A 25,583-nucleotide genomic window follows, 5' to 3' on the forward strand; every position below is an offset into this window, starting at 1 on the left:
TATGAAAAAAATCAATAATCTGCACAAATTGTTAATGACGGTACTTATGATCGCTATGCTTGCATTTGCGTTTACGGGGTGTACAAGTGGACCTCAAAAAGAAGAAAAAACGGAATCCAAGAGTAATAATGATAAGTCGTCCTTAGAAGGTTTAAAGATTGGTTTTTGTGTTACAAACAGGGATCAGTTTCAGACAGAGCAAGAAGGTATTGCGAAGGAGCTCTGTGATTCAAAAGGGATTGAACTAAGTGTGGCGGACGCAAAGGAAGACATTTCAACACAAATATCCCAAGTTTCATCTTTTGTTAATGCAGGATGCGACTTATTGATGATTAACTGTGTTGATGCTGAAAGTATACAAGAGATCATTAATGCAGCAGGGGACGTACCCTGTGTATTCTTTAACAGAATGCCGAGCGACCATAGCGTTTTCGATGAAAACCACTATTATGTGGGAATGAGTGACTATGATTGCGGGTATGACATGGGCAAATTTATGGCTGAATGGTTAAAGGATAATAATAAGACGGATACAGCGGATGGAGTGCTGTTTCTCGGGCCGCTTGGTGCGACAAATACTGTGAGCCGCACAGATGGTATAAAGAAGGGGCTTGCAGACAGCGGATACAAGGTGAATTGGGTTTTTGAGGACACGGCAGAATGGGATCGGTCAAAAGCAATGGATAAATTCACACAATTTATGGGTTCGGGTAAAAAATTTGATTTTATTGCTGCAAACAATGACGACATGGCATTGGGATGTATTGAGGCCCTGACTGCGGCAGGATACAGCGCACCTTTTGATTTTCCTATAGCTGGTATTGATGCGACTGAAAATGGTCTTTTGGCTGTGGGAGACGGAACCTTAACAGCGACATTTGATCAGAGTCCATCTAAAATGACAAATTATTGTTTTGAAATTGCATTTGCAATTTTGCAAGATACAGACATGCCTGAAGAAGTTAAGGACTTTACATGGATTTACAAAGCAGAGATGGTAACAGCGGATAATGTAGATGATTTTAAGTAAAGGACACTGTTCTTTGCAAAGGAGATAATATGGATAGAAAACTACAAATTGGCGTTATTGGAGCCGGGCGAATTGCACAGTTGCATATTGATAATTTGGCTTACCGTATCCCCGAGGCGGAAGTAGTAGGCATTGCGGATATTAATTTTGAGAGAGCAGAAGAAATCGCGAAAAAATATAAAATTATAAATGTGTATGAGGACTATAAAGAGCTGTTGGGTAATCCTGACGTTGATGCTGTGTTCATATGTTCAACTACGGATACACACTCACCTGTCTCGATTGCGGCGGCCAAGGCCGGAAAGCATATTTTTTGCGAAAAACCGATAGATAGAAAACTTGAAAGGATAATCCCTGTTTTAGAAGAGATAAAAAAAGCGGGCGTAAAATATCAAGTTGCCTTTAACCGCAGGTTTGACCATAGTTATAAACATGTGAGAGATGTCGTGCGTGAGGGGAAGATCGGCAATGTCCATATTGTGAAAATAACAGCCAGGGATCCTAAACTGGCACCGATTTCATACCTTAAAGATTCAGGCGGGCTATTTTTGGATATGTGTACACATGATTTTGATATGGTTCGTTTCCTGTCAGGAAGCGAAATTGTAGAAGTGACTGCAATTGGCACCTGTCTGGTGGACAAGTCAGTTGAAAAAATAGGTGACATAGATACCGCGATCACTACTATGAAACTTTCAAATGGTGCTTTGGCAGTCATTGATAACAGCCGTCAGGCTGTCTACGGATATGACCAGAGGGTTGAGGTATTTGGCTCTAAAGGATGTGTCTGTGCTGACAATGCAACAGGAGATACTACCTCTATATACACCGTTGAAGCGGTCACTAAAAATAAACCGTTGTGGGATTTCTTAGAGAGATTCAATGATGCCTATGTTGAAGAAGCCAGATGCTTTATTGATTCATGTTTAAATGGTGCTGAAATTAAAGCAGATGCTAATGATGGCCTGCAGTCTATAAAAGCTGCGTTAGCAGCGGCCAGGAGTTGGAAGCTGGGTGGTATTCCGGTTAAAGTTGAAGAATAGAGCATCATAGGAATAGATACTTAGATGAATGATGATTGGCTCCTGCCTGCTGAAACTCAACTTATGAGTATATCGCATTACGGAGTCAACCATTATAAAAAAATCAGCACAATAAGCTTGTTGATAAGTACAAAAAAGAGGTGAGAAATTTGGACGACTTTATTTTAAAGATGAGTGGTATAGTCAAAGAGTTTCCAGGAGTTAAAGCATTAAACAATGTAGAACTTAATGTTCATCCGGGAACAGTCCATGGATTAATGGGGGAAAATGGTGCTGGCAAATCTACATTGATGAAATGTCTTATTGGTCTATACAGAAGAGATGCAGGTACGATATATTTTGCCGGTAAAGAAGTGAATTTTTTATCAGTTTCTGAGGCAATCAAATCAGGTATATCAATGATCAACCAAGAACTGTGCCCCATTCCTGAAAGAACTGTTGCAGAAAATATTTGGGTTGGACGCGAACCCAAAAAGAACATATTAATGGTTGATCATAAACGTATGTGTGTACAGACTAGAGAACTGTTAAAGAAATTTGATATTAAAATCAGTCCTGATACGCCGTTAAAATACTTAACGGTTGCCCAGATGCAAATGATAGAGATCATACGGGCAGTTTCTTATGAATCCAAGATCGTAATAATGGATGAACCAACGTCATCTTTGACGCAATCTGAGGTGGCACAGCTGTTTAAAATCATTAAAAATCTGAAAGAACAAGGAATTAGTATTATTTACATCACGCATAAAATGGACGAAGTATTTCAAATCTGTGATGAGGTCACTGTTATGCGTGATGGAGAGTATATCAGTACGAATAATATTAAGGAACTGGAGATGGATGGTTTGATCTCTAAAATGGTTGGGAGGGAAATAACACAGTTGTTTCCTAAAAAAGAGTGTCCGATTGGAGACGTTATATTACGGGTAGAAAATATAAGTATAGATAATTTTGTACATAATGTCTGTTTTGAATTACATAAAGGTGAAATCCTGGGGTTTGCTGGATTGATTGGCGCAGGCAGAACAGAGACAATGGAAGGTATTTTTGGATTAAGAAAATTGACAGAAGGTAATATCTACAAAAATGGAGATAAGATTAAAATAGATTGTCCGGGAGACGCGATTAAAAACAAGATAGGAATGCTGACAGAAGATAGAAGAGGAAAAGGTATTGTTGGAGTCCGTAACATTTATGACAATACAGTACTTTCTCACTTAAAAGCGTATGGCTTTCCAATAGCACATAAGCGCATTTTGAAGGATACTGATGAATACTGTACAAAGTTAAATGTCAAAACGCCAAACTATAAAACTCAGATACAAAATTTATCAGGGGGAAATCAGCAGAAGGTACTAGTGGCACGGCTGCTTTTAAATGATCCGGATATTCTTATTTTTGACGAACCGACTCGGGGAGTAGATGTTGGTGCGAAAGTGGAAATTCATTCTTTGATTACTAAGTTGGCTGCAGAAGGCAAAGGTATTATTTTAATTTCTTCTGAATTACCTGAGGTCATGGGAATGGCAGATCGGATTGTTGTTATGCATGAAGGCAGAATTACGGGCGTTCTTAACAAGGACGAGTTTGAGCAGGAGCTTATAATGCGGTATGCGACTGATTGGAAGGATACAGTTAAACAGTGATGGAGGTATGAAGAGATAATGAAGGAAAAGACAAGAATTAAAAATTTTGTACAGCAAAATACTATTTGGATGGCATTTGTAGTATTGGCGGTTATTGCATGTATTGCAAGTCCTGCATTTTTGACAAGATCTAATATTACGAGTGTGCTGATGAGCGAATCTGTAGTTGGTATTATAGTCTGTGGAGAGATGTGGTGTATACTTTCCCGAGGAATCGATCTAACACCAGGTGCAATAGTAGCCCTGACATCATGTATATCTGCAAGTCTGGTACAAAAGGCTGAATATAGTGGAAGAATGTTCCCTAATTTACCAGAACTTCCGATCGGGTTAGTGTTATTAATTGTGATCGTTGTTGGTGTTTTGATTGGTATATTTAATGGTGTTTTGATTGCATATTTTAAACTGCCGCCTTTTATCGCCACACTTGGTACACAATTGATCGTCCGTGCTGTTGCACAGATATACACAACAGCATATCCTGTTCCTGAATTACGTGCAGATTTTAAATTACTTGGACAAGGCTACTTATTTGGCCTTTTTCCTGTGGTCGTACTGATCTTTATTGTTTTCGTGATCATAAGCGGGTTTATGTTGACACAAACCCGTTTTGGGAAAAATGTGTTCGCTATCGGCGGGAACGAGCAGACAGCGCGTGTGGCGGGCATACATGTAGAAAGAAATATCATATATGTCTATGCATGGAGTGCTGTCTGCGCCGCTGTCAGTGGAATGCTTTTGGCAGCACGTTCAGGGGCCGGTAATTCCTCTTTTGGAACTAATTATGAACTGGACGCAATTGCAGCGGCTACAGTGGGAGGAACATCCCATTCGGGCGGTGTTGCAAAGATCAATGGCGTGATAGCAGGTATTCTTATTCTTGGTATTGTAAAGAATGCAATGCTTTTAGTCGGGATATCTACATATTGGCAGCAGATCGTCAAAGGCATCATTATAATTGTGGCAGTGGCGCTGGATATGTATAAAAATATTAGAAAAAGTTAGGAGGATAGGGGAATGGAACAGTCATTGCATCTTAAATCAATAAAGTGTTGTAATTTACCAACAGCCCTGCATATTGCATCTGACGCTGGATTTAAAGGCGTCGAAATAGCAGATTATATGCTGTATGAGTTTTTTGATGCCGGATTTAATGTTAATGATCTTAAAACTTTATTACAACAGAATCAGCTTTCAGCCCAGTGTATTAACGATGTCTTAGGATGTGAAAGCATGGCATATGGTAACAGAATGGCGGCTGTGAAGCAGATGAATTTTTTTTCGGATATCGCTCATGAAATAGGATGTGATACGATACAAGTCTGTCCATTATGTGAATTAGAGGGACTTCCGCAACAACAGATTATCAAGAGTACCGCGTACAATATAAGACAATTAGCAGATATAGCAGGTCAGAAAAATATAAGACTTCAGATAGAAACAGTGGCCTGGTCACCAATTAATTCATTGAGTAAAGGAATAATGTTGTTGGATGAAATTCAGAGGGATAACGTTGGTATTACAATTGACTTTTGGCATCTATGGGCAACAGGTGGAACGACACCGGATGAAATAGCATTATTTGATAAAAAGAAAATGGGAAATATACATTTTTGTGATGGTATACGTCCTGAAAACGGTGAAAAATGGAATGAAAATATACAGAGAGGTTTTTTGCCAGGAGACGGAGACATACCACTAAAAGAATGGGCAGCAGCTGTCAAAGCGACTGGTTATGACCGTCCATGGTCGATCGAGCTGATCAGTACAAAATACTGGCAATGTGATTCGTATGATGTGGCAAAACAATTATACGAAGGTATGGAAAAATATGTTAGCGATATGTGATATATAAACGACAGGAGGTTTTATTAATGAAAGCATTACAAGCGAGTGGCACATGGAGACCAAGGCCAGGATATAGTCCTGATGAGCGGGAAAAGAAGGATAACAGAGCAAGCATGGGAAATAATCTTTTTTACCAACCATCTTTAGAAATGGTTGATATACCAAAACCAGAACCGAAGGATGATGAAGTACTGATAAAGGTGGGCGGTGCTGCGGTATGCGGTTCGGATACGATGTTTTTAGGAAAAGATGATGAAGACTATCTTCAGTATTGCGGGCATTGCAAACTGCCTGTCGTAATCGGGCATGAATTTTCCGGGGAAATTGTTAAGACTGGAAAAAAAGTGAAAAATTTTAAAGAAGGGGATTTAATAGTTGCCGAAACAATGAATTGGTGTGGAGAGTGTGCGGCCTGCAGAGCCGGGCTGGTGAATCAATGTGAGAACCTTGAGGAAATAGGATTTACTTTAGATGGCGGATATGCAGAATATCTGGTTGCAAAAGAAAAATTTTGTTTTCATGTGGAAGCTCTTGTGTCTGTATATAAGACAAAAGAGAGAGCTTTGGAAGTAGCAGCAATGGTTGAACCTACAGCAGTTGCTTACAATGGAATGTTTGTGCGCGGCGGTGGCTTCCTTCCGGGGGGGAATGTGGCAATATTTGGGGCAGGACCTATTGGGTTATCTGCCACATCCCTTGCAAAAGCAGCGGGGGCAGCCAAGATCATTACATTTGAAAAGGAACCCCTTCGTATGAAGCTTGCCCGTGAAGTGGGAGCGGATTATGTATTTGATCCAGATGAATTGTATAGTGCCGGAATATCTCCAAGTGAAAAAGTGATGGATTTAACAGGTGGAATAGGTGTTGAAATGGCAGTAGAAGCTACACATGATCAGTCGGAGACTATTCCTGAAATTGAACAAATGATTGCTGTTGGCGGTACGATTGCACAGATTGGAATATCTCCGAAACGTACACCGATAATGTCTACATATTTACAAAAAAAAGGTGTTAACTATCATTGTTCTATTGGAAGTTCGGGTCATGATATATGGCCACATGTAATCCGGCTTATCGCAAGCGGTCGGATTGATCCCAGCAGATTTTTAACGAAATGCTATCATTTGGATGAGGCGAAAGAGGCTATTGAAGCTGCAGAAAGGCTGGAGGGCGGTAAATTTGTTGTTACTCCTAACTGGTGATTTTCTTACGAAAGAAGAGGGATAGTTATTATGCTAAAAGTAAAATTTGGAGCACTGGATTTTGCACTTCCGGGGCAGATGGTAGGAAACATCAGACTGGCACATGAGATTGGGCTTGACGGACTTGAGCTTGGTTTTTTGAGATATCAGGAAAGAGGGTTTATGCTTGGGCAAAAGTGGTTTCGGGATTATTATCTGGAAGAAGGAGAAAAGTATAATATTGCGTTTCCATCTATGGCAGTGTGTGAATTTGATTACTATGGTCTGAAACACAAGGTGACGACGGAGAAAGGCAGACGTGTAAGAGAAATTATTGATTTAGCCATAGACACGGCGGCATATATGAAGATGGAAATGGTCATGATGCCCAGTTTTAATGATGGATACATTGAGACAGAAGAAGATATGGAGGTAACTGCGGAAGCGCTCATCTATGCATGTAAAGAGGCGGCGAAGCATAATATTACGATCGCCACAGAGAATCTGCTGACGCTTGATAAGAACCTGAAATTATTCCAAAAAGTAGGACAGCCTAATTTCTCCTGTCTGTATGATTCACAGAACTACCGTGTGTGGAAGAACTGGTCTCAGCCCGGGATGCTTAAGCAGTTGGCAGAAAACAATATTCTATATCCGGAGATTCATGTAAAAGATGGAGTGGGGCAGAGCGGTAGTTCTGCCTATCTTGGAGAAGGAGACACTGATTTCAGGGGGACAATGGAAGTCCTGCACGATATAGATTACACCGGTTGGATCCATCTGGAGAACTTTTATGACAGGCTGCCGTTATGTGCTACTGGGGACACATATATTGATGTGGCAAAAAAGGATCTGGCTATATTGAAAGAGGCATGTAAATGATCATCTGAAAAAGGCGGAGGTATAAATGGTGAAAAAAGTAAAGTTTGGATTATGTGAATGGAGTTCGCCGATTCAGGGACCGTATGTGTGCAGATTTGCCAGGGAACTTGGACTTGACGGGATCGAACTGGCACAGGGAGATTATGAACACAGTTTTCCACTGTCTAATCCGTACATTCAGGATGTTTATTTGAAAGAAGCGGCTAATAACGAAATTGAGCTGACAGCTATAGCCGTTAATTGTCTGGACTATTACGCAATGACCAGCTCTGATGATACAAGCCAGAAAAAGGTTGCGGTGATGGCGGTTAAAAAGGCGGTGGAAACAGCCAAGAGGATGAGACTGCCGATCGTCCAGATACCGGCTTTTGGTAAAAGTTATATTCATTCGGAAGCAGATTTTCAGGCGGTCGCAGATTGTCTCAGGTCTGCCTGCAAGGCGGCGGCAAAGGAAGGTATAGTGATCGCATCTGAAAATGCATTATCAGCAGAAGAAGATTTACGTCTGCTTCGAGAAGTCGGGTGTCCGAACTTGAAAATATATATGGATACTCAGAATCCATATATTAACAATGGATATTCCGCACCGGAAATGATATATGTACTTCGCGACCATATTTGTGAGGTTCATGTGAAAGACGGCAGAGAGGGTGAACTTAGCGCTGCCCTTCTTGGAGAGGGGGCGACTTCTTATTACGAATCAGTAAAAGCTCTGTGTGATATCGGTTATACAGGTTTTGTCCATCTGGAAAACTTTTACGACCAGCAGCCGATGAACTGCTGTGATAAAGATGCCGTTGAGCTTCTGAGGAAGGATGTAGCTATATTAAAAGCGTCTTTTAAATCATATAACGAAACTGTTTGAAAGGAGGGGGAAGAGTTGAGTACTGCGCAAAGGAAAAAGCTGTGCGGAATGAAAAATATTACAAAATGTTTTGGCAGTATAACGGCGATCGAAAACATTGATTTTGATATTTATGCAGGCGAAGTGCATGCTTTAATGGGAGAAAACGGAGCGGGAAAGAGCACGCTGATGAAGATACTTTACGGTTATTACAGCAGAACGTCAGGGGAGGTGACGGTATCTGGCAGAGAAGTACATTTTAATTCTACGCACGATGCAGAGGCAGCAGGAATAGGCATGGTGCCTCAGGAGATCGATCTGTTTCCTGAACTGACAGTGACGGAAAATCTTTTTGTTGGCAGGAAAAGACCGAGGAAAAGATGGGGCGGGTTTGACTTCAAGAAGATGCAGGAGGAAGCTGAGGATGTATTTCATAAACTGGATGTTGATATTGATGTCAATGCTCAGGTAAAACATCTGTCAGTGGCCGGCTGTCAGATGATTGAAATAGCCAGGGCTCTTATACGGCAGGCCAGAGTCATTATTTTTGACGAACCGACGGCCTCACTTACAGATAAAGAGACAGAACGCCTGTTTAAAGTCATAGGAGAGCTGAAAGAAAAGGAAGTCGGGATCGTATATATTTCACATCGATTAGAGGAAATATTCCGTATCAGTGATCGGATCACCGTTCTGCGTGACGGGAAGTGGGTCAGTTCTGACGAGATATCGGCATTTGACCAGGACAGGCTCGTAAAGCTTATGGTCGGCCGTCCGCTTTCGCAGTTATTTGTAAGAGGCGGCAGTAACATCGGAAAGACAGTGCTCTGCGTGGAAGGTATTTCATCCGGAGATAAGTTTAAAAATGTCAGTTTTGAGCTTCATGCAGGGGAAGTTGTAGGTATGGCGGGCCTTATCGGAGCGGGGCGCAGCGAAATCGGACAGGCTTTATTCGGAATACTTCCGTTGACTTCCGGCAGAGTAAAGATCCATGGAGAATCATACGAGATTAGATCTCCAGAAGATGCCATGAGGAAAAAGATCGTGTACCTTCCGGAAGAGCGGAGGTCTCAGGGACTGATCCTTCCTATGAGCATCGGGGACAATATTTCTCTGGCATCGTTGAGCACACTTACAAAATGGGGCTTCATTGACTACAAAAGAGAACGGAAAATTTCTGAAAAGTATATCCATACGCTCAGTATACGAGGTGCAGCAATTGAAAAGCCGGTCAGCCAGCTTTCGGGGGGTAACCAGCAGAAGGTAGTCGTTTCTAAGATAATGGTGAGGGAACCTGACATTCTGATACTCGACGAACCGACAAGAGGGATCGACATCGGCGCCAAATCTGAGATTTATAAACTGATCGATGAGCTGGCAAAGGCAGGGAAGGCAATTCTGCTGATCTCCTCAGAACTGCCGGAGGTTCTGTCTATGTCGGACCGTATCCTTGTGATGCATGAGGGGCAGCTTACCGGTGAGTTTACCAAAGAGGAAGCTACGCAGGAGAAGATAGGGCTGGCCGCATCTGGTGTGACGGATGTCGGAATGGAACGACTGTGATGATTCAGGAAGGAAAGGGTACTATGGAAAATGAAAAAATGATAAGGGTGAAGGGGGAAGAACGTGCAGCCGGTTCTGTGATAATGAAGCTGCTTCTCCGTCCATCGACGCCTTCTATTGTGTTTTCTGTAATTTTAATTGTCGTGTTTTCAGCGGCAGCAGGTAGTTTTTTATCTTTTGACAATATACAGGCTATTTTAATACAGACAGTAGTTATAGGGATCATGGCCATTGCCCTCAATTTTGTGATACTGCTCGGCGAGATTGATATATCTGTAGGATCACAGCTGGCTGTATGCGCGTATGTGTTTGGATATGTTGTCTCGTGGTCAGACTCATTGGCGCTGGGACTGGTCGCGGCTATGTCGGCAGGAGGGATCCTGGGGCTTATAAACGGATTATTAGTAGCAAAGCTCAATCTGTCATCATTTATTGTCACACTTGCTACACAGAATGTTCTTCGCGGTATCCTGCTCGTGTATGCAGGAGGAGGCGCCCTGAATCTGACTGCTGAGCACAGAACACTCGGGATCGGGACATTTCTTGGCATTAATATATCAGTTTATGTTTTTCTTCTCGTGTTTATTATCTGTGCAATGCTGAGCAGGCATACGGTGTGGGGGCGCGACGTATTTGCAGTCGGGGGGAATCAAAGAGCTGCCGTTATGGCAGGGCTGCCGGTCATAAATACATATTTAAAAGCATATGTGCTGCTCGGAGTCTGCTGCGGTCTTACCGGAGGCATTTTCCTCTGCCAGATAGGACAGCTTCAGGCAGCCATTGCAAATGGCTATGAGATGCGGGTCATCGCCGCAGTGGCCATCGGCGGAACGTCCATGGCCGGCGGCAGAGGTTCTGCTTTATCACCCCTTGTGGGTTCCATATTGATAGGTATTATTTTAAATGGGATGTCTGTGATGGCAGTACCGTCTACGTTTGAATCTCTTGTACTGGGGGCAATTATATTATTGGCTGTTGCAGTGGATGCAGTACGGCATAAGGTGGTGAACAAACATTATGAATAAATTCCAGACATTTATCAGAAAGGATTCGGCACGTATTTGTATGCTTCTGCTGATCATTGTTGTCGAATGCATTGTATTTTCCAGCACGGGATATTTCTTTACAGCCAGTAATATATTCGATGCGCTCAGAGCATCCGTGGAGATCGGATTGGCGGCGCTTGGTATGACGTTTGTCATAATGACGACAGGCATTGATCTGTCTGTCGGTTCGCTGCTGGCGCTTGTATCTGTGACTATCGGCTTTACCTATCAGGCAGGCTGTCCATTTGTGCTCTCACTTCTGCTTGGACTTCTGGTCGGGATTGCAGGAGGAGCCTTTAACGGAGCTCTTATCGTATACGGAAGGCTCCATCCATTTGTAGTAACGCTCGGGACGTTTTCTTTCTACAGAGGTATCGCCTATGCGGCTACAAACGCAGGAGCGGTTTCTGTCTTTCCCGATGGCTATGCTTTAGCCGGAAGGGCATATATTCTGGGTGTCGTGCCAGTGCAGGTAGTCGTATTTGTTGTGCTCACGATCCTTATCTGGATCCTGAGCAAAAAGACGCCGTTCGGGACTTATGTGACAGCCATGGGATATAACGAGGAGGCGGCCAGATTTTCTGGTGTGCAGATAAGAAAAATCAAAATGCTTGTGTACATACTGATCGGATTTCTTGTGGCAGCCGCGGCCATTATATACACTTCGCGGGTATCAACGGCAAGGGGAAATGCTGCTATCGGAATGGAGCTGAACGTGATCGCGGCAGTGGTACTTGGAGGGACGGATATTAAGGGAGGAAAAGGGACTATCGCAGGAACCTTTCTCGGGGTTGTCATACTGGCCTTTTTGAAAAATGGCCTGGCTATGCTTTCTATCCGGGGAGACTGGGCGCTGTGCGTGACAGGTATCGTCTTACTGCTTGGCATCCTTTTGAACCGGGCGCTGGAGGTCCGGCAAGAATAGTAACTGCTGCCGTAGTGCAGTGTAAATAAAAACAAAAAAAGGAGATGTGAGATTATGAAAAAGAGAATGTTGTCAATGGTACTAATAACGGCGCTGCTTCTTTGCGGGCTGGCAGGCTGTACGACGGAAAAAGCCGGTGGCGCGTCCGGAGACAAAAAAGATGAAGGAAAAAGTCAGGAGAAAGTGACGATAGGAATGTGCCCTAAATTTACAAGCGATCCATATATGGTCGCGGCTGGAGAAGGAGCACAGGAGGCCTGTGATGAACTTGGGTATACGCTGGACTTTAACGGCCCTGTTAACGCGGATATTGCAGCACAGTCAGATATCATTGACCAGTGGACACAGAAAAAATATACGGCCATAACCATTTCGGCCAATGATGCGGATGCACTGTCGCCGGCCATGAAAGCAGCGCAGGACGCGGGAATATACACATCTGCATGGGACGCAGATGTAAACGCAGATTCCAGAGAATTATTCCTTAATCAGGTCACGTTTGAGGGCATGGGGAAAACCATGGTAGATATGATGGTAGAAGAGGCTGGCAGTTCCGGCGATTTCCTCGTTGTAACGGCGGTACTTACAGCACCGAATCAAAATGCATGGATAGAAGAGATGAAAAAGTATATGGAAGCCAACTATCCGGACATGAAAATTGTAGATATTTTGGCGGGAGATGAAGATCTTGCCAAGAGCCGTGATGTGACGTTGAATTATCTGAGAAGCCATCCGGAAACAAAAGGAGTATTTGCCGTGACAGGAATGGCAAGCCCTGGAGTATGTGAAGCGATCGAACAGCTTGACCTGGTAGGAAAGGTTGCCGTAACAGGTCTTGGAGTGCCAAGTCTTATCAAAGACTATTTGAAAAAAGGGACGATCAACCAGTGCTGTCTGTGGAGCCCATATGATATAGGATATGGCGCGATGTATCTTGCGAAGACACAGATCGATGGGAAGCTTGACGAGGCAAAAGAACAGGGATACATTGAGGCGGGCCGCTTAGGAAAGCTGGAATTTATTGACAAAGATAAGGGAATCGTACTGCTGGGTGATCCTTTGATCTTTACGAAAGATAATGTGGATGATTATGATTTCTAACATGTCAGGAACCAAAAGAAAGCAGGAGATAGAATGAAAGAGACTTTGAATTTTGCACTTATTGGACACATGTTTATGGGAAGGGCGCACAGTCATGCTCTCAATGATGTTGGGATGTTTATGAAAGATCTGAAGATCCGTCCTGTATTGAAGACGATATGCGGTATCGGAGACGGGCTTGAAGATACGAAGGAACGTTTTCACTGGGAAAAAAGTGAAACGGACTGGCACAAGGTAATGAGTGATCCGGAGATTGATGTTGTAAGCATTGCCGTGCCGGGGTTTCTTCACAAAGAAATTGCTGTAGAAGCGGCCAGAAACGGTAAACACATACTCTGTGAAAAACCATTGGCCCGTGATTATACGGAAGCTCTTGCCATGTTTCAGGCTGCAAATGAGAATAATGTGCTGCATATGGTTAATTTTAATTACCGAAGGATTCCTGCCGTTGCGCTGGCAAAACAGATGATCGAGGAAGGCCAGCTTGGTGAGATTGTAAGCTACAAAGGGTTTTACCAGCAGGACTGGGCATTGTCTGGAGCCCCCATGTCCTGGAGGTATAAAAGTGAGATGGTCGGAAAAGGACCACTTGAAATGGGGATACATATAACGGATATGGCACAGTGGCTCGTCGGTGGAATCACAGAAGTGGTGTCTGTCATGGATACGGTAGTGAAAGAACGCGGTACTGCGGACGGCGGTACAGATGTAGTGACAAATGATGATAATACGGTCTGGCTTGCAAAGTTTGAAAATGGCGTTATGGGTATATTTGAGGCGTCAAGAGCACATATGGGACGGAAAAATTTTCAGTGGTTTGAGGTGAACGGAACAAAAGGCTCCCTCAGATTTGAGCTGGAGCGGATGAACGAACTCAATGTATATCTGAGCAATGACGGCGAAGACCGCAGAGGCTTCCGTAATATTATCGTGACAGAAGAGATGCACAAGTATATAAAAAACTGGTGGCCGGCAGGGCATATGCTCGGATGGGAACACACGGTGCTGCATCAGTATTACGAATTTCTTAAGGCAGTGGAAGGGGAATACATGCCAAGGCCAAGCTTTGAAGACGGTATGAAAGCACAAAGGGTGCTGGATGCAGTTGTGAGATCTGCAGAGGAGAAACGCTGGGTGGCCATAGCGGAGATCAAAGGCAGAGAAGAGCCCGGGATAAGGAGGTAACAGCATGCATTTAACATTGATGACGGACAGCCTCGGAAAGCTGTCCTTTGAGGAAATGCTGGATACGGCTGCAATGCTCGGAATCGAAACACTGGAGATTCCCACAGGAGGATATTCCAATGCGCCGCACATGGACATTGACAGACTGCTGGAGAGCAGACAGGCCAGAGAAGATTATATGAGAGCGATCGAAAGCAGGGGACTGAGACTCGAGGTATTGAACTGCAACGGCAACCAGCTGTCCCCGGATCCGCAGGGGGAGAAGGATGCCAGGCTCGTTGAGAAGACATTCCGTCTCGCGCAGCTGCTTGGCGTGGAGAAAATAGCCATGATGTCAGGCCTGCCGGGCGGCGGTCCCGGAGCGAAGTATGCCAACTGGGTCACCTGCTGCTGGCCGCCTGTTATGCTGGAGATGCTGGAGTATCAGTGGAATGAGGCAGGGATACCTTATTGGGAGAATACAGTGAAACTGGCAGAGCAGTGCGGCATAAAAAAGATCGCGCTGGAAGTGCATCCGACACAGATCGTCTATAATGTGCCCACATTGCTGAAGCTGAGGCAGGCTGTCGGTCCGATGATCGGCGCCAACCTGGATCCGAGCCATCTTTTTTTCATGGGCATGGATCCGGTCGAGGCAGCGAAAGCGCTCGGAAGGGAGCGGGCAGTCTACCATGTACACGCCAAAGACACCCATATCGAGAGGGACGTAGCTGATTTGAACGGGAATCATGAGACAGCGGCTTATTTGAGCACACCGGCATATGAGCGCTCCTGGACATACTGCGCGCTCGGATATGGACATGATGTGTTCTGGTGGAAACGTTATCTCATGACACTGCTGGAATTTGGCTATGACGGACCCCTCAGTCTGGAGATAGAAGACGTAGTAATGCCAAGTGTGATCGCCACGGCCAAATCAGCAGATTTGTTAAAAGAGGCGATGCCCCGTGATTATACGAGAGACTTTCCGGCGCATCTGCTGGAAATTAAAGGGCTTGGGTTTGATATCTGACGGATTGCAGATTGTACAAAGAGTTATGATATAAAATTCCCGGCCGGTAAAGTATGTAAGCTTTATCGGCCGGGAATTTTTATATGATTATATAATATGGATTGACTTTCTTATATTTTTGTATAATAATTTATATAGAAATATATTTTGTGCTGATGTTACTGCTAGTTAGAAGGGAGAGGTTGTCTATGGATATAGAGAGTCTGATCAGGCGGAAAAAAGAGCTTGGGATCACGAATCAGCAGCTGGCGCAGATCTCCGGCATATCGCTTGGAACTGTCAATAAAATATTCAGCGGTGCAACGAGATCACCGCAGAATGACACGATGAACGCGCTTGTGTCAGCGCTTGGCCTGGATTTTTATCAGTATCGTCCAGGTTCCCGTGCGGACGTAATATGCGAGCCGTCCTCTGCTTACCAAATGGACACGAACTCCGGCATATATACGCTGGATGATTACGACAGCCTGCCGGTTGAAGTTCGTGCCGAGCTGATCGATGGTTATCTTGTTTTTATGGAAGCGCCTTCTGTGAGACATCAGGAGATCATCGGAGAGCTTTATTATTGCATCCGCCATCATATCAAGAAAGCAAAAGGAAGCTGCAAAGTTATTTTATCCCCGGTAGATGTGCAGCTTGACAACGACGACAGGACGGTCGTCCAGCCGGATCTGCTCATTGTTTGTGACCGTGGAAAGAGTGACGGACACAGGATCCACGGGGCGCCGGATTATGTGGCAGAAGTAGTTTCCGCGGGCAGCCGGAAGCGGGATTACCTTGTGAAGCTGAACAAATACTGGACGGCCGGGGTGAGAGAATACTGGATCATAGATCCGGACGGCAGGAAGGTTACGGTATACGAGTTCGGGGAGCAGGAAGAGAATTTTCAGATGCAGACGTATACCTTTCAGGATAAGATACCGGTAAGTACATGCACCGGTCTGGTCATTGATTTTTCAGAGCTGGATCTTTAACGGCCGGGATTAGGACAACAAAGAGATGCCTGTCGGAAGAGAAAGTCTTCTTCGCGTTGAGCGAAGAAGACTTTTTTCTGTTTTGGGAACAGGAAAGCGATATGAAAACAAGAATATTGTTATTTTATATAGCAATAAATTTATAGAAGTGAGAGGACAAGATTGTTAATATAATAGTAAGTTAATCGTGTGTGATAAATTGTTGGAACAGAAGTTTATAAGAATATTGTTATAATATGTGCAAATTCTGTTATAACAGTTCGCAAAGGAAAGGAGAAGGAAAATGAGCAAAGCTTTACAGGATTTCAGACAGCTTAGAAAAAAGACAGAAGAACTGCGCTATAACCTTACTGCCATGATGGCGTGTGCAGGCTCCGGCCATCCCGGAGGCTCATTGTCGGTGCTGGAGATTTTGACTACGCTGTATTACGGAGGAGTGATGAGATACGACGCGGAAGATCCCGGCGCAAAGTGGAGAGACCGGTTTGTAATGTCGAAGGGACATGCCAGCCCTGCGCTGTATGTGATACTGGCGGATCTGGGATACTTCCCGGGGGAAAAGCTAAAAGAATTTGACGCCGACGACAGCATGCTGCCAAAACACTGCAACAGGCTTAAGACTCCGGGGATCGAGGCATCCACAGGAGCGCTCGGGCAGGGCTTTTCCATGGCGCTTGGCATGGCGCTCGCCGGACATATGGATAAGAAAGAGCACAGAGTATTCTGTGTGCTCGGCGACGGAGAATGTCAGTCGGGCGAAGTGTGGGAGGCTGCCATGGCGGCCGCAAAGTACGGGCTTGATCAGTTTAAGGTGGTCATAGACAATAACAGGCTGCAGATCGACGGATTTACTGATGATATCATGCCGCTCGGCGATCTGAAAGCGAAGTGGGAAGCATTTGGCTGGCACGCTGAAGTCTGCGGCGGACATGACCTGCAGGCGCTGAGAAAGTCCTTTGACAACATGGACAGGGTAAAAGGCCGCCCTCAGGTACTCATTGCCGATACGGTAAAGGGAAAGGGCGTTTCATTTATGGAGAATGAGGCGGACTGGCACAGCAGGAAGATGACGAAGGCGGAAGGCGCGTCCGCATTGAGAGAGATAAGCAGGGCGTATGAGGAATTCGGAGGCAGCATTGATGATTTTATCCTGTTTTTGACTCCGGAAGAACTGAAGAAACTGAAAGACGCATAGGAGGTGAATAATATGAACGAAGCGGTACAAAAAGAACGTTCCCTGATCAGTAAAGAAATCTTCGGGAAGGTGATCACCGCGCTTGGAAAAGAGAAGGAGAATATCGTAGTCTGTGACACAGACCTGATGAGATGTTTCGGCACAAAAGCATTTTCAGAACAATTTCCGTCCCGGCATATCAATTTTGGCATCGCGGAGCAGAACTGCATGGCAGCGGCGGCGGGCCTCGCCCTTTCCGGTAAAAATGTATTTGCCAGCTCATTTGCCAATTTTGCTTCTAAAAGGGCATGTGACCAGGTGAGCATAGCGGTCGCCTACAACAGGGCCAATGTGAAGGTGTGCGGCTTATATGCAGGCCTGACGGCGGAAAAGAACGGAGGGACCCATATCGGTGTAGAGGATGTGGCTCTGATGAGGAGTATTCCCGATCTGTGCGTCATAGAACCGGCAGATACGTATGAACTGGAAGCGGTCACAAGGTTCCTGGCCGAGTATGAAGGACCGGTATATTTCCGTCAGCCGAAGATGTACATAAGAAGCGTATATGAGGAAGTGCCGGATTTTGAACTTGGGAAAGGGGTGACGCTGCGCGGCGGAAGTGACGCGGCCGTCATCGCCTGCGGCATCACGGCAGGCATCGCCGTGGATGCGGCACAACTGCTTCAAAAGGAAGGGATCGATGTGCGCGTCATAAACATGCCGACCATCAAGCCGCTCGATGAGGAGATCATCCAGGAAGCCGCTGTTCAGACAGGACGCATCGTAACGTGTGAAAACCACAGTGTGATCGGCGGGCTCGGAAGTGCTGCGGCGGAGGTGCTCGCAGGCATGAAGGAAAAGGCGGTACTTCACAGAATGGGTATCCAGGACACCTTTGGCGTGACGGCATCGCTCGATTACCAGTTGAAGAAGAACGGTCTTACAGCAGAAAATATAGCGGCTGAGATAAAGGGAATGCTGGCGGACTAACGACGGTCTGCTGCAAATATAAAGGAGGAAAACATATGAAATCTTTAGATGCATTTATGTATGGACCAAAGGACTTGAGACTTGAGGAGATCACTGTGCCGGAACTGAAGTCCACACAGATTCTCGTAAAAGTCCACGCTTCAGGGATATGCGGTTCTGACGTGGAGTGTTATCTCGGCCATTCCAAAGAGGGCAGATACGATCTGGGGGCTTACACGCCGGGACATGAGTGGTGCGGTGAAGTGACGGCTGTCGGTTCCGATGTCATCTCGCTCAAAGTAGGAGACCGTGTGACTGGAGAGTGCGCTAATTCCTGCAACCGCTGTGATATCTGCAAGGAGGGGATCAACAACTCCTACTGCACGAACTGGAATGAGGTCGGCTTCATGCCTTCCGCGCCGGGAGGCATGGGAGAATACCTTGTAGGTGAAGAGCAGTTCTGTTATAAGATTCCGGACAATATGACCTACGTGGAAGGCGCGCTTGTGGAACCGTGTTCTGTGGCCTACTACAGTATCTACGGAAGAGACGGTTATGTGGCGCGCACAGATGACTGTGTGATCTTCGGAGCGGGCGCCATCGGTCTTTTTGCCGCCACGATCTGTAAGGCGGCCGGGGCGAAAGTCATCGTGGTGGAGCCTATTGAATTCCGGCGTAAAATGGCAGAGGAAGTGGTCGGAGCGGACGTGACTATCAATCCGTTTGAAGAAGATGTGGAAAAGAAAGTGCTCGAGCACACGGACGGGAAAGGGGCCAGCTTTGTCGTGGAATGTACCGGAAGTGATGCGGGCGTGAGCACCACAGTGGACGTGGCAAGGCCCCACGCGAGGATCCGCTTTATCGGACACTCCATCGGACGCAAGATCCCGATCGAAATCGGAAAGGCCATCTGGAAGGGGCTGAACCTCCAGGGAAGCGCCGGACAGCCGTGGTTCTTTACGAAGACGATCAAATTTATGGGACGGGTAAAGGAGGAGATCGACTTTACAAAGTTCATCACAGCATATTATCCGCTGGAGGAGATCCAGGATGCGTTTGACCGTGCGATCGAGCATAAGGATGAAGCGGTCAAGGTCATGATCCTGGCAAACGAGGAGAAAGAAAAACTGGAAGAACTCAGAAAAGGCACAAGATAAACAGAAGGAGGAAGAGTTATGGCAGACTATGGCAGCAGCATTTGGCTGACAACGGAACACCCGGCGATCTCATTTGAAAATACGAAGGTCGGACAGTTAAAGAAGAAAATATGGGATATGAATGAAGAGGAAGTAGACGAGCTGTTGAAAGAACGCTATGAGATCCCCGCTCCGTCGGAGATTGGCGTTGCAGATACATACATCCAGACGACGCCGAGATGGAAGGTCGTGGAGAAGAGAAAGAAAAATGATGTGGTGCTCGTGCCGGTAGGGTGTACGGAATGCCATGGCATGCATACCGTATCTGCACTGGATACATTCCAGTGCCAGTCTATCGTGGAGGGAGTCCGCCGCGCGACAGCCAAAGACGGCCGTGAAGTGAGCCTGGCGTACAATCCGCTTCCGTACGGGGCGCATCCGTACCATCATCTTGGCATGCCCGGCACAGTGATGGTGCCGCAGAGGGTGGCGGTTGAAGTGCTCGTGGCGACTATGCTCGGCCTGTGGAACGATGGATTCCGCAAACAGATATATATCAACAATCACGGACAGCTCTGGGTGCTTGAGACGGCGCTCCATGAGTTCTTATACCGCTATCAGCTTCCTTGTATCATTCAGGTGATGGACTGGCACCGGGCGATCCGCGAATTTTTCTATCCCGGGGCAAAAGAGGATATGGTAAAGACACCGTTCGTCCATGCGGACGAATGTGAGACATCTGTCGGGATGCTCTGCTTCCCGGAGGGGATGGTAGACTTAAGCCATGCCGACGAGACACATCCAAAGAGCTACTTTGAGCCGGGAAGGTTTGACAATTCTACAGACAGCTTCCACCGTCCTCAGAGGTGGAGTGAGACAGAGATGACTTCACCGATCACATATAAGGGGACGCCGGAGGGCGTAGTGGGAAGCCCGGCGATCGCGGAGGCGAGAAAGGCAAAACGGCCGATACTGGCGGCATGTGAATATCTCACCTTCTGTGTAGATGAGATCCTGGATGCGTTCCCGCCGGGGACAGTACCGCCGACGGAAGAGGTGACCCACCGCACGGACGAGGAGATGGAAGCATATCTGAAAGAGCCGGGTTCCGAAGGGTGGCGCTCTGTATACGGTCTTCCAAGAGTCGGAATGGAATAAAGATACAGCACAGGAGAGGGTGAAGGAAATGAAGACGAAAGGTGCACTGGAAGGGATCCGGATACTTGATCTGAGCCGTGTTCTGGCGGGACCATTCTGTACGATGATGCTGGCGGATCTAGGCGCGGAGGTCATCAAGATCGAGATCCCGGGAAAAGGAGACGACAGCCGCAGCTTCGGTCCCTTTGTGAACGGAGAGAGCGGATACTATATGAATGTGAACCGCAACAAAGCGGGAGTCACTCTGAATCTGAAAAAGCCGGAAGGCAGAGAACTGTTTTTGAAAATGGTTGAAAAGGCAGACATTGTCGTTGAAAACTACCGCCCGGGCGTGATGGAAAAGCTTGGGCTCGGTTACGATGTGCTGAAAGAGACAAACCCGAAGATCATATATGGCGCGGTATCTGGCTTCGGCCATTACGGGCCGTACACGCAGCGCCCGGGCTATGATGTGATCGGACAGGCCAGCTGCGGTCTTATGAGTGTGACTGGGTGGCCGGACGGAGGTCCTACGAGAGTAGGGACCGCCATGGCCGACAGTCTGGCGGGGTATTCACTGGCCATCGGCATTCTGGCTGCCCTGCAGTACCGCAGCAGCACCGGCGTCGGACAGAAAGTAGATATCGGCATGATGGATGCCGGCATCGCAAGCATGCAGATCATCTATCCGATCTATACGATGGGAGGCAGACTTCCGGAACGGATAGGGAACCGCTACGAATCCAATTATCCTACCGATACATTTGAGACAAAAGACGGCATGATGGTGATCGGGGCTGCCAATGACAAGCTGTGGGCAAAATTGTGCGAAGTGATGGGAAAGCCGGAGCTGGCTGCAGACAAACGGTATGACAGCAATCCGAAGCGGGTGGAGCATTATATGGAGATCCGTCCTGTGATCCAGGAGTGGACAAGAAATTATACGACAAAGGACGCCATGGAACTGCTTCTTGAACATGGAGTTCCCGCATCACCGATCAACGATCTGGCACAGGTGACAGAGGATCCTCATGCCCGGGCCCGGGAAATGTTTGTGCACGTTAAGCATCCGGTGGCAGGGGACACGGTCTTGAACGGCTCGCAGTTTAAGATGACAGAGACAGATCCGCTCATAGAGCGTCCGGCCCCTCTGCTCGGGCAGCACAATGAAGAGGTCTACGGGGAACTGCTCGGACTGTCTGCCGGACAGATCGCGCAGCTGGAAGAGCAGGGAATCATGTAAAGGAGATTTTTATGAGACTGCCGGAAAAGGTAACGATTATTGAAGTGGGTCCAAGAGACGGCTTTCAGAATGTAAAAGATTTTATCGCAACAGAGGACAAGAAGAGGATCATAGACAGCCTCGTGAGCGCGGGGATCCAAAATATGGAGATCACTTCCTTTGTGCATCCGAAAGCCATTCTCCAGATGGCAGATGCCATGGAGCTTGCAATGTCCGTAACGTACACGGAAGAGAGGCTGCGCAAGATCGCCCTTGTGCCGAACGCAAGAGGGGCGCAAAGCGCCGTGGCGTGCAAGGTGGGGGAAGTCAGTTATGTCATCTCTGCGAGTGAGGCTCATAATAAAGCAAATGTAAACAGAACAATAGAGGAGTCCGAAGCGGAGCTTAGAAAGATCAGGGAGACGGAACCGGCGTTAAAGGTCCGGCTGGATATTGCGACTGCGTTTGGCTGTCCGTATGCCGGGAAGATAGGAAAAGAGCAGATATACAGACTGATCGGTACCGGCATACAGGAAGGGATCGAAGAGATCGTGCTCTGTGATACGATCGGGATCGCTAATCCAAGGCAGACAGCCATGCTGGCTGCGGATGTCAGGCAGAGATATCCGGATACCCGGTTTACGTTCCATCTCCACAATACGAGAGGGCTGGGACTGGCAAATATCCTGGCCGCGATGCAGGAGGGCATTGATTCCTTTGAGACTTCTGTCGGAGGACTCGGAGGCTGCCCCTTCGCACCTGGGGCGGCGGGGAATGTGGCTACGGAAGACTTGGTAAACATGCTGGATCATATGGAAGTATCCCACGGAATATGCCAGGAAAAGCTGCTTGAGGCAGCCGCATATGTCAGACAGACTGTTCATGCAGAACTGACGGGAAACATGCTGGATGCCTGCAAGTATGAAAATATCTGATACACGCCCGTGAGCAAAGGCCCCGCGGCAGCAGCCAAAGCCAGGTTTGGCTCTGGTCTGCCGCCTGCGGGAATATAACATGGATCATAGAGAGAAAGAAGGAAGAAATCATGTCAGAAAACAGGAACGAGCAGGAATACGTAAAAGAGCTGGTCGCGCGGGCAAGAAAAGCCCAGGCCGTGGCGGACACCTATACCCAGGAACAGGTCGACCGCCTCACGAGAGCAGTCGGGTGGGCGCTTGTCCAGGAAGAAACAGTGGAAAAGATCGCCAAGTTCTGTCTTGAGGAGACGCGGATGGGAACCTATGAGGCGAAGCTAAACAAGCTTTATAAAAAGGTCCGTGGCGTGATGAGTGATATCAATCCGCAGAAGTCCGTCGGCGTTGTCGAAGAAGATAAGGAGCTTGGCATCCGAAGGATCGCCAAACCGGTCGGCGTCATCGGCTCGCTCATACCGACGACACAGCCGGAATTATGCCCTGCCACGCAGGGGATACTGGCGGTGAAAAGCCGCAACGCCATTATTTTTTCACCGCATCCGAGGAGCCAGAGGACAACCTGTCTCGTGGCGGAAGTGATACGCAGTGTTCTGAAGCGGTACGGAGCGCCGGAAGACCTGGTCATCTGCGCGGAGCGTCCGACGATGGAGATGAGCAGGGAGATCATGGCGCAGACAGACCTTGTCATCGCCACAGGCGGCGCGGGGATGGTGAAAGCTGCCTACAGCTCCGGCACCCCCGCTTACGGTGTGGGCGTTGGAAACGCAGTCGTTGTCATCGATGAGACTGCTGATTTAAAGGAGGCGGCCCACAACGTACATATCAGTAAGGTATTTGATTACGCGTCGGGCTGCTCCTGTGAGAATTCCATCGTAGTGCAGGAAGGCATTTACGATGAATTTATCGGCTGCCTGAAAGCAGAAGGCGCCTATCTTGTGACCGGGGAGGAAAAGCCAAAGCTTCAGAAGGCGCTCTGGCCCCAGTTCCCGGAGAATCACGTGCTGAACCGGGATATTGTGACACAGCCGGCAAAAAGAATCGCCGAGATCGCGCGTATCGATGCGGTGCCGGACGACTGTGAGTTCCTGCTCGTGGAGGAGACGGGCAGGGGCGAAACCTATCCGTTCTCGGGAGAGAAGCTGAGCGTCGTGCTGGCGGTATATAAATACAGAGAATTTGACGAGGCTGTACAGATAGTAAATGAAATACATGCGTATCAGGGCGCCGGACATTCCTGCGGCATTCAGTCTAATGACGAGGAGCATATCCTCACACTGGCCCTGAACACGAAGACGACGAGAGTCATGGTACGCCAGCCTCAAAGCGTGGGAAACGGCGGAGACTGGAACAACGGAATGCCGTTTACAGGGTCGCTTGGATGCGGCACCTGGGGCGGAAATATCGTATCTGAAAATATCACACTGAAGCATTTCTTAAATAATACGTGGCTTTCCGTGCCGATCAAAGGTACGGTCCCGGACGATGAAGAACTGTTCGGAGACGCGATGAGAGAAAAGGTGCAGGGTTAAGAAAACGGGTTCAAAGGAGGTTCTGGAAGGATGGAAGGCAGAAAAAGCTTAAGGTGTTCAATTGTCAGAGGGGGAACGAGCAAAGGGATCTTTATCAGGGAAAATGAACTGCCGCCGGATCCGGAACAAAAGGATGAGGTTATCAGGGCTGTGTTTGGCAGCCCTGATATAAGACAAATAGACGGACTGGGAGGGGCGGATGTGCTGACGAGCAAGCTGGCAGTCATCGGACCGCCGTCCCGGGACGACGCAGATGTGGATTATACATTTGCGCAGGTAAGTTTTGAGACAGATAAAGTAGATTACAGCGGAAACTGCGGCAATATCTCTTCCGCAGTAGGTCCGTTTGCCATTGATGAGGGCATGGTCAGGGCAGACGGCGGTGTGACGGCCGTGCGTATCCATATGAAGAATACCGGTAAGATACTGACCGCCTATGTACCGACAGAGGGCGGTAAAGCCAGATCGGCCGGTGATTTCAGGATCGACGGCGTGCCCGGAACCGGAGCGAAGATCAGGCTGGACTGGTCGGATGCGGCAGGAGGACTTACCGGAAAGCTGCTGCCCACCGGAAATGCGCGGGATGTGATCAGCGCGGATGGGAAGTCCTATGAGGCCACACTCATAGATGCCGGTAATCCGGTCGTGTTTGTCAAGGCAGACGCCCTGGGAATGAAAGGGACGGAGTGTCCATATGAAATAGAACATAACGCATCATTGATGCGAACGATAGAAAAGATAAGAGGACAGGCGGCAGTGATGTTCGGTCTCTGCGGCAGCCCGGAAGAAGCGGCTGCAAAGAGTCCGTATAACCCGTTTTTCGCCATTGTGTCGGAGCCTCAGGATTATGCGGGTCCGGGCGGCGTCAAGGTGGGAAGGGACGAGATCGATCTGACGTCGAGACTTTTATTTATGCTTAAGATGCACAAGGCGTATCCGATAACCGGTACGGTCGCCACAGGCGCCGCCCTTCGCATACCGGGCAGTGTCGTTTGGGACGTGCTGAGGGAAGAGGCAAAGACAAGAACGGAAGTATATATAGGCCATCCGTCCGGCAGGATACCGGTTGAGTCAGAAGTCACGGCCGACGGCGGCAGAATAGAACTGAAAAAAGCGTGCGTATACAGAACGGCAAGAAGGATCATGGACGGCATCGTATACCTGCCGGAAAGATAGAGTGGGGATGCCCCTGCCGGCG

At 47.3% G+C, this 25,583-nt stretch carries 23 protein-coding genes; all 23 read left to right on the top strand.

Annotated elements, in window-relative coordinates; translation table 11 throughout:
• Position 1 precedes the first annotated feature (1 nt).
• The 23 genes from LAJLEIBI_RS06100 to LAJLEIBI_RS06210 all read left to right on the top strand — a co-directional run bounded on the left by LAJLEIBI_RS06100 (position 2) and on the right by LAJLEIBI_RS06210 (position 25,561).
• Entirely contained in the window at positions 2 to 1,030 is a 1,029-nt protein-coding gene (locus LAJLEIBI_RS06100; protein WP_006443637.1) for a sugar ABC transporter substrate-binding protein, read from the top strand.
• 29 nt (positions 1,031 to 1,059) lie between these two features.
• A complete protein-coding gene (gene iolG / locus LAJLEIBI_RS06105) occupies positions 1,060 to 2,073 on the top strand; it encodes an inositol 2-dehydrogenase (protein ID WP_006443638.1) in 1,014 nt (337 codons plus the stop codon).
• Positions 2,074 to 2,243: 170 nt separating this feature from the next.
• A complete protein-coding gene (locus tag LAJLEIBI_RS06110) occupies positions 2,244 to 3,722 on the top strand; it encodes a sugar ABC transporter ATP-binding protein (RefSeq protein WP_083790640.1) in 1,479 nt (492 codons plus the stop codon).
• Positions 3,723 to 3,740: 18 nt separating this feature from the next.
• On the top strand, positions 3,741 to 4,727 hold the full coding sequence (locus LAJLEIBI_RS06115) for an ABC transporter permease subunit (RefSeq protein ID WP_006443640.1): 987 nt from the start codon (positions 3,741 to 3,743) through the stop codon (positions 4,725 to 4,727).
• A gap of 12 nt (positions 4,728 to 4,739) precedes the next feature.
• Positions 4,740 to 5,570, top strand: coding sequence for a sugar phosphate isomerase/epimerase family protein (locus LAJLEIBI_RS06120; RefSeq protein WP_006443641.1), 831 nt, complete (start codon positions 4,740 to 4,742; stop codon positions 5,568 to 5,570).
• 26 nt (positions 5,571 to 5,596) lie between these two features.
• Positions 5,597 to 6,772 (top strand): scyllo-inosose 3-dehydrogenase, encoded by a 1,176-nt coding sequence (gene iolM / locus LAJLEIBI_RS06125; RefSeq protein ID WP_040435136.1) that lies wholly within the window; start codon positions 5,597 to 5,599, stop codon positions 6,770 to 6,772.
• A 30-nt stretch (positions 6,773 to 6,802) separates the two neighbouring features.
• Positions 6,803 to 7,633 (top strand): sugar phosphate isomerase/epimerase family protein, encoded by an 831-nt coding sequence (locus LAJLEIBI_RS06130; protein ID WP_006443643.1) that lies wholly within the window; start codon positions 6,803 to 6,805, stop codon positions 7,631 to 7,633.
• Between the two features lie 25 nt (positions 7,634 to 7,658).
• Positions 7,659 to 8,498, top strand: coding sequence for a sugar phosphate isomerase/epimerase family protein (locus tag LAJLEIBI_RS06135; protein WP_006443644.1), 840 nt, complete (start codon positions 7,659 to 7,661; stop codon positions 8,496 to 8,498).
• A 15-nt stretch (positions 8,499 to 8,513) separates the two neighbouring features.
• Positions 8,514 to 10,040, top strand: a complete 1,527-nt coding sequence (locus tag LAJLEIBI_RS06140; protein WP_205689595.1) for a sugar ABC transporter ATP-binding protein — start codon at positions 8,514 to 8,516, stop codon at positions 10,038 to 10,040.
• A 23-nt stretch (positions 10,041 to 10,063) separates the two neighbouring features.
• Positions 10,064 to 11,065, top strand: a complete 1,002-nt coding sequence (locus tag LAJLEIBI_RS06145; protein WP_167534357.1) for an ABC transporter permease — start codon at positions 10,064 to 10,066, stop codon at positions 11,063 to 11,065.
• Positions 11,058 to 12,011: an ABC transporter permease gene (locus LAJLEIBI_RS06150; RefSeq protein WP_006443647.1), complete on the top strand. Its 954-nt coding sequence runs from the start codon at positions 11,058 to 11,060 to the stop codon at positions 12,009 to 12,011. Before LAJLEIBI_RS06145 ends, LAJLEIBI_RS06150 begins: the two co-directional genes overlap by 8 nt.
• A 54-nt stretch (positions 12,012 to 12,065) precedes the next feature.
• Positions 12,066 to 13,112, top strand: a complete 1,047-nt coding sequence (locus LAJLEIBI_RS06155) for an autoinducer 2 ABC transporter substrate-binding protein (RefSeq protein ID WP_006443648.1) — start codon at positions 12,066 to 12,068, stop codon at positions 13,110 to 13,112.
• Positions 13,113 to 13,145: 33 nt separating this feature from the next.
• Positions 13,146 to 14,297, top strand: coding sequence for a Gfo/Idh/MocA family protein (locus tag LAJLEIBI_RS06160; RefSeq protein WP_006443649.1), 1,152 nt, complete (start codon positions 13,146 to 13,148; stop codon positions 14,295 to 14,297).
• Between the two features lie 4 nt (positions 14,298 to 14,301).
• On the top strand, positions 14,302 to 15,309 hold the full coding sequence (locus LAJLEIBI_RS06165; protein ID WP_050765518.1) for a sugar phosphate isomerase/epimerase family protein: 1,008 nt from the start codon (positions 14,302 to 14,304) through the stop codon (positions 15,307 to 15,309).
• A gap of 188 nt (positions 15,310 to 15,497) precedes the next feature.
• Positions 15,498 to 16,283 carry a Uma2 family endonuclease gene (locus LAJLEIBI_RS06170; RefSeq protein WP_040435137.1) on the top strand — a complete coding sequence of 262 codons (786 nt, stop codon included), beginning with the start codon at positions 15,498 to 15,500 and terminating at the stop codon, positions 16,281 to 16,283.
• Between the two features lie 283 nt (positions 16,284 to 16,566).
• Positions 16,567 to 17,478 carry a transketolase gene (locus LAJLEIBI_RS06175; protein ID WP_006443653.1) on the top strand — a complete coding sequence of 304 codons (912 nt, stop codon included), beginning with the start codon at positions 16,567 to 16,569 and terminating at the stop codon, positions 17,476 to 17,478.
• A gap of 12 nt (positions 17,479 to 17,490) precedes the next feature.
• Positions 17,491 to 18,447 carry a transketolase family protein gene (locus LAJLEIBI_RS06180; RefSeq protein WP_006443654.1) on the top strand — a complete coding sequence of 319 codons (957 nt, stop codon included), beginning with the start codon at positions 17,491 to 17,493 and terminating at the stop codon, positions 18,445 to 18,447.
• Between the two features lie 35 nt (positions 18,448 to 18,482).
• A complete protein-coding gene (locus LAJLEIBI_RS06185) occupies positions 18,483 to 19,583 on the top strand; it encodes a zinc-dependent alcohol dehydrogenase (RefSeq protein WP_006443655.1) in 1,101 nt (366 codons plus the stop codon).
• Positions 19,584 to 19,601: 18 nt separating this feature from the next.
• Positions 19,602 to 20,720, top strand: a complete 1,119-nt coding sequence (gene iolN / locus LAJLEIBI_RS06190) for a 3-dehydro-scyllo-inosose hydrolase (protein WP_149301906.1) — start codon at positions 19,602 to 19,604, stop codon at positions 20,718 to 20,720.
• 28 nt (positions 20,721 to 20,748) lie between these two features.
• Positions 20,749 to 21,942, top strand: a complete 1,194-nt coding sequence (locus LAJLEIBI_RS06195; protein ID WP_006443657.1) for a CaiB/BaiF CoA transferase family protein — start codon at positions 20,749 to 20,751, stop codon at positions 21,940 to 21,942.
• A gap of 11 nt (positions 21,943 to 21,953) precedes the next feature.
• A complete protein-coding gene (locus tag LAJLEIBI_RS06200) occupies positions 21,954 to 22,856 on the top strand; it encodes a hydroxymethylglutaryl-CoA lyase (RefSeq protein WP_006443658.1) in 903 nt (300 codons plus the stop codon).
• A gap of 86 nt (positions 22,857 to 22,942) precedes the next feature.
• Positions 22,943 to 24,385, top strand: a complete 1,443-nt coding sequence (locus LAJLEIBI_RS06205; RefSeq protein ID WP_330362744.1) for an aldehyde dehydrogenase family protein — start codon at positions 22,943 to 22,945, stop codon at positions 24,383 to 24,385.
• Between the two features lie 30 nt (positions 24,386 to 24,415).
• Complete coding sequence (locus tag LAJLEIBI_RS06210; RefSeq protein ID WP_006443660.1) at positions 24,416 to 25,561, top strand: 2-methylaconitate cis-trans isomerase PrpF family protein; 1,146 nt, start codon at positions 24,416 to 24,418, stop codon at positions 25,559 to 25,561.
• The last annotated feature ends 22 nt before the right edge of the window (positions 25,562 to 25,583 follow it).

It is taken from the genome of [Clostridium] hylemonae DSM 15053 (genome assembly GCF_008281175.1).
Classification (GTDB): Bacteria; Bacillota; Clostridia; order Lachnospirales; family Lachnospiraceae; genus Extibacter; species Extibacter hylemonae.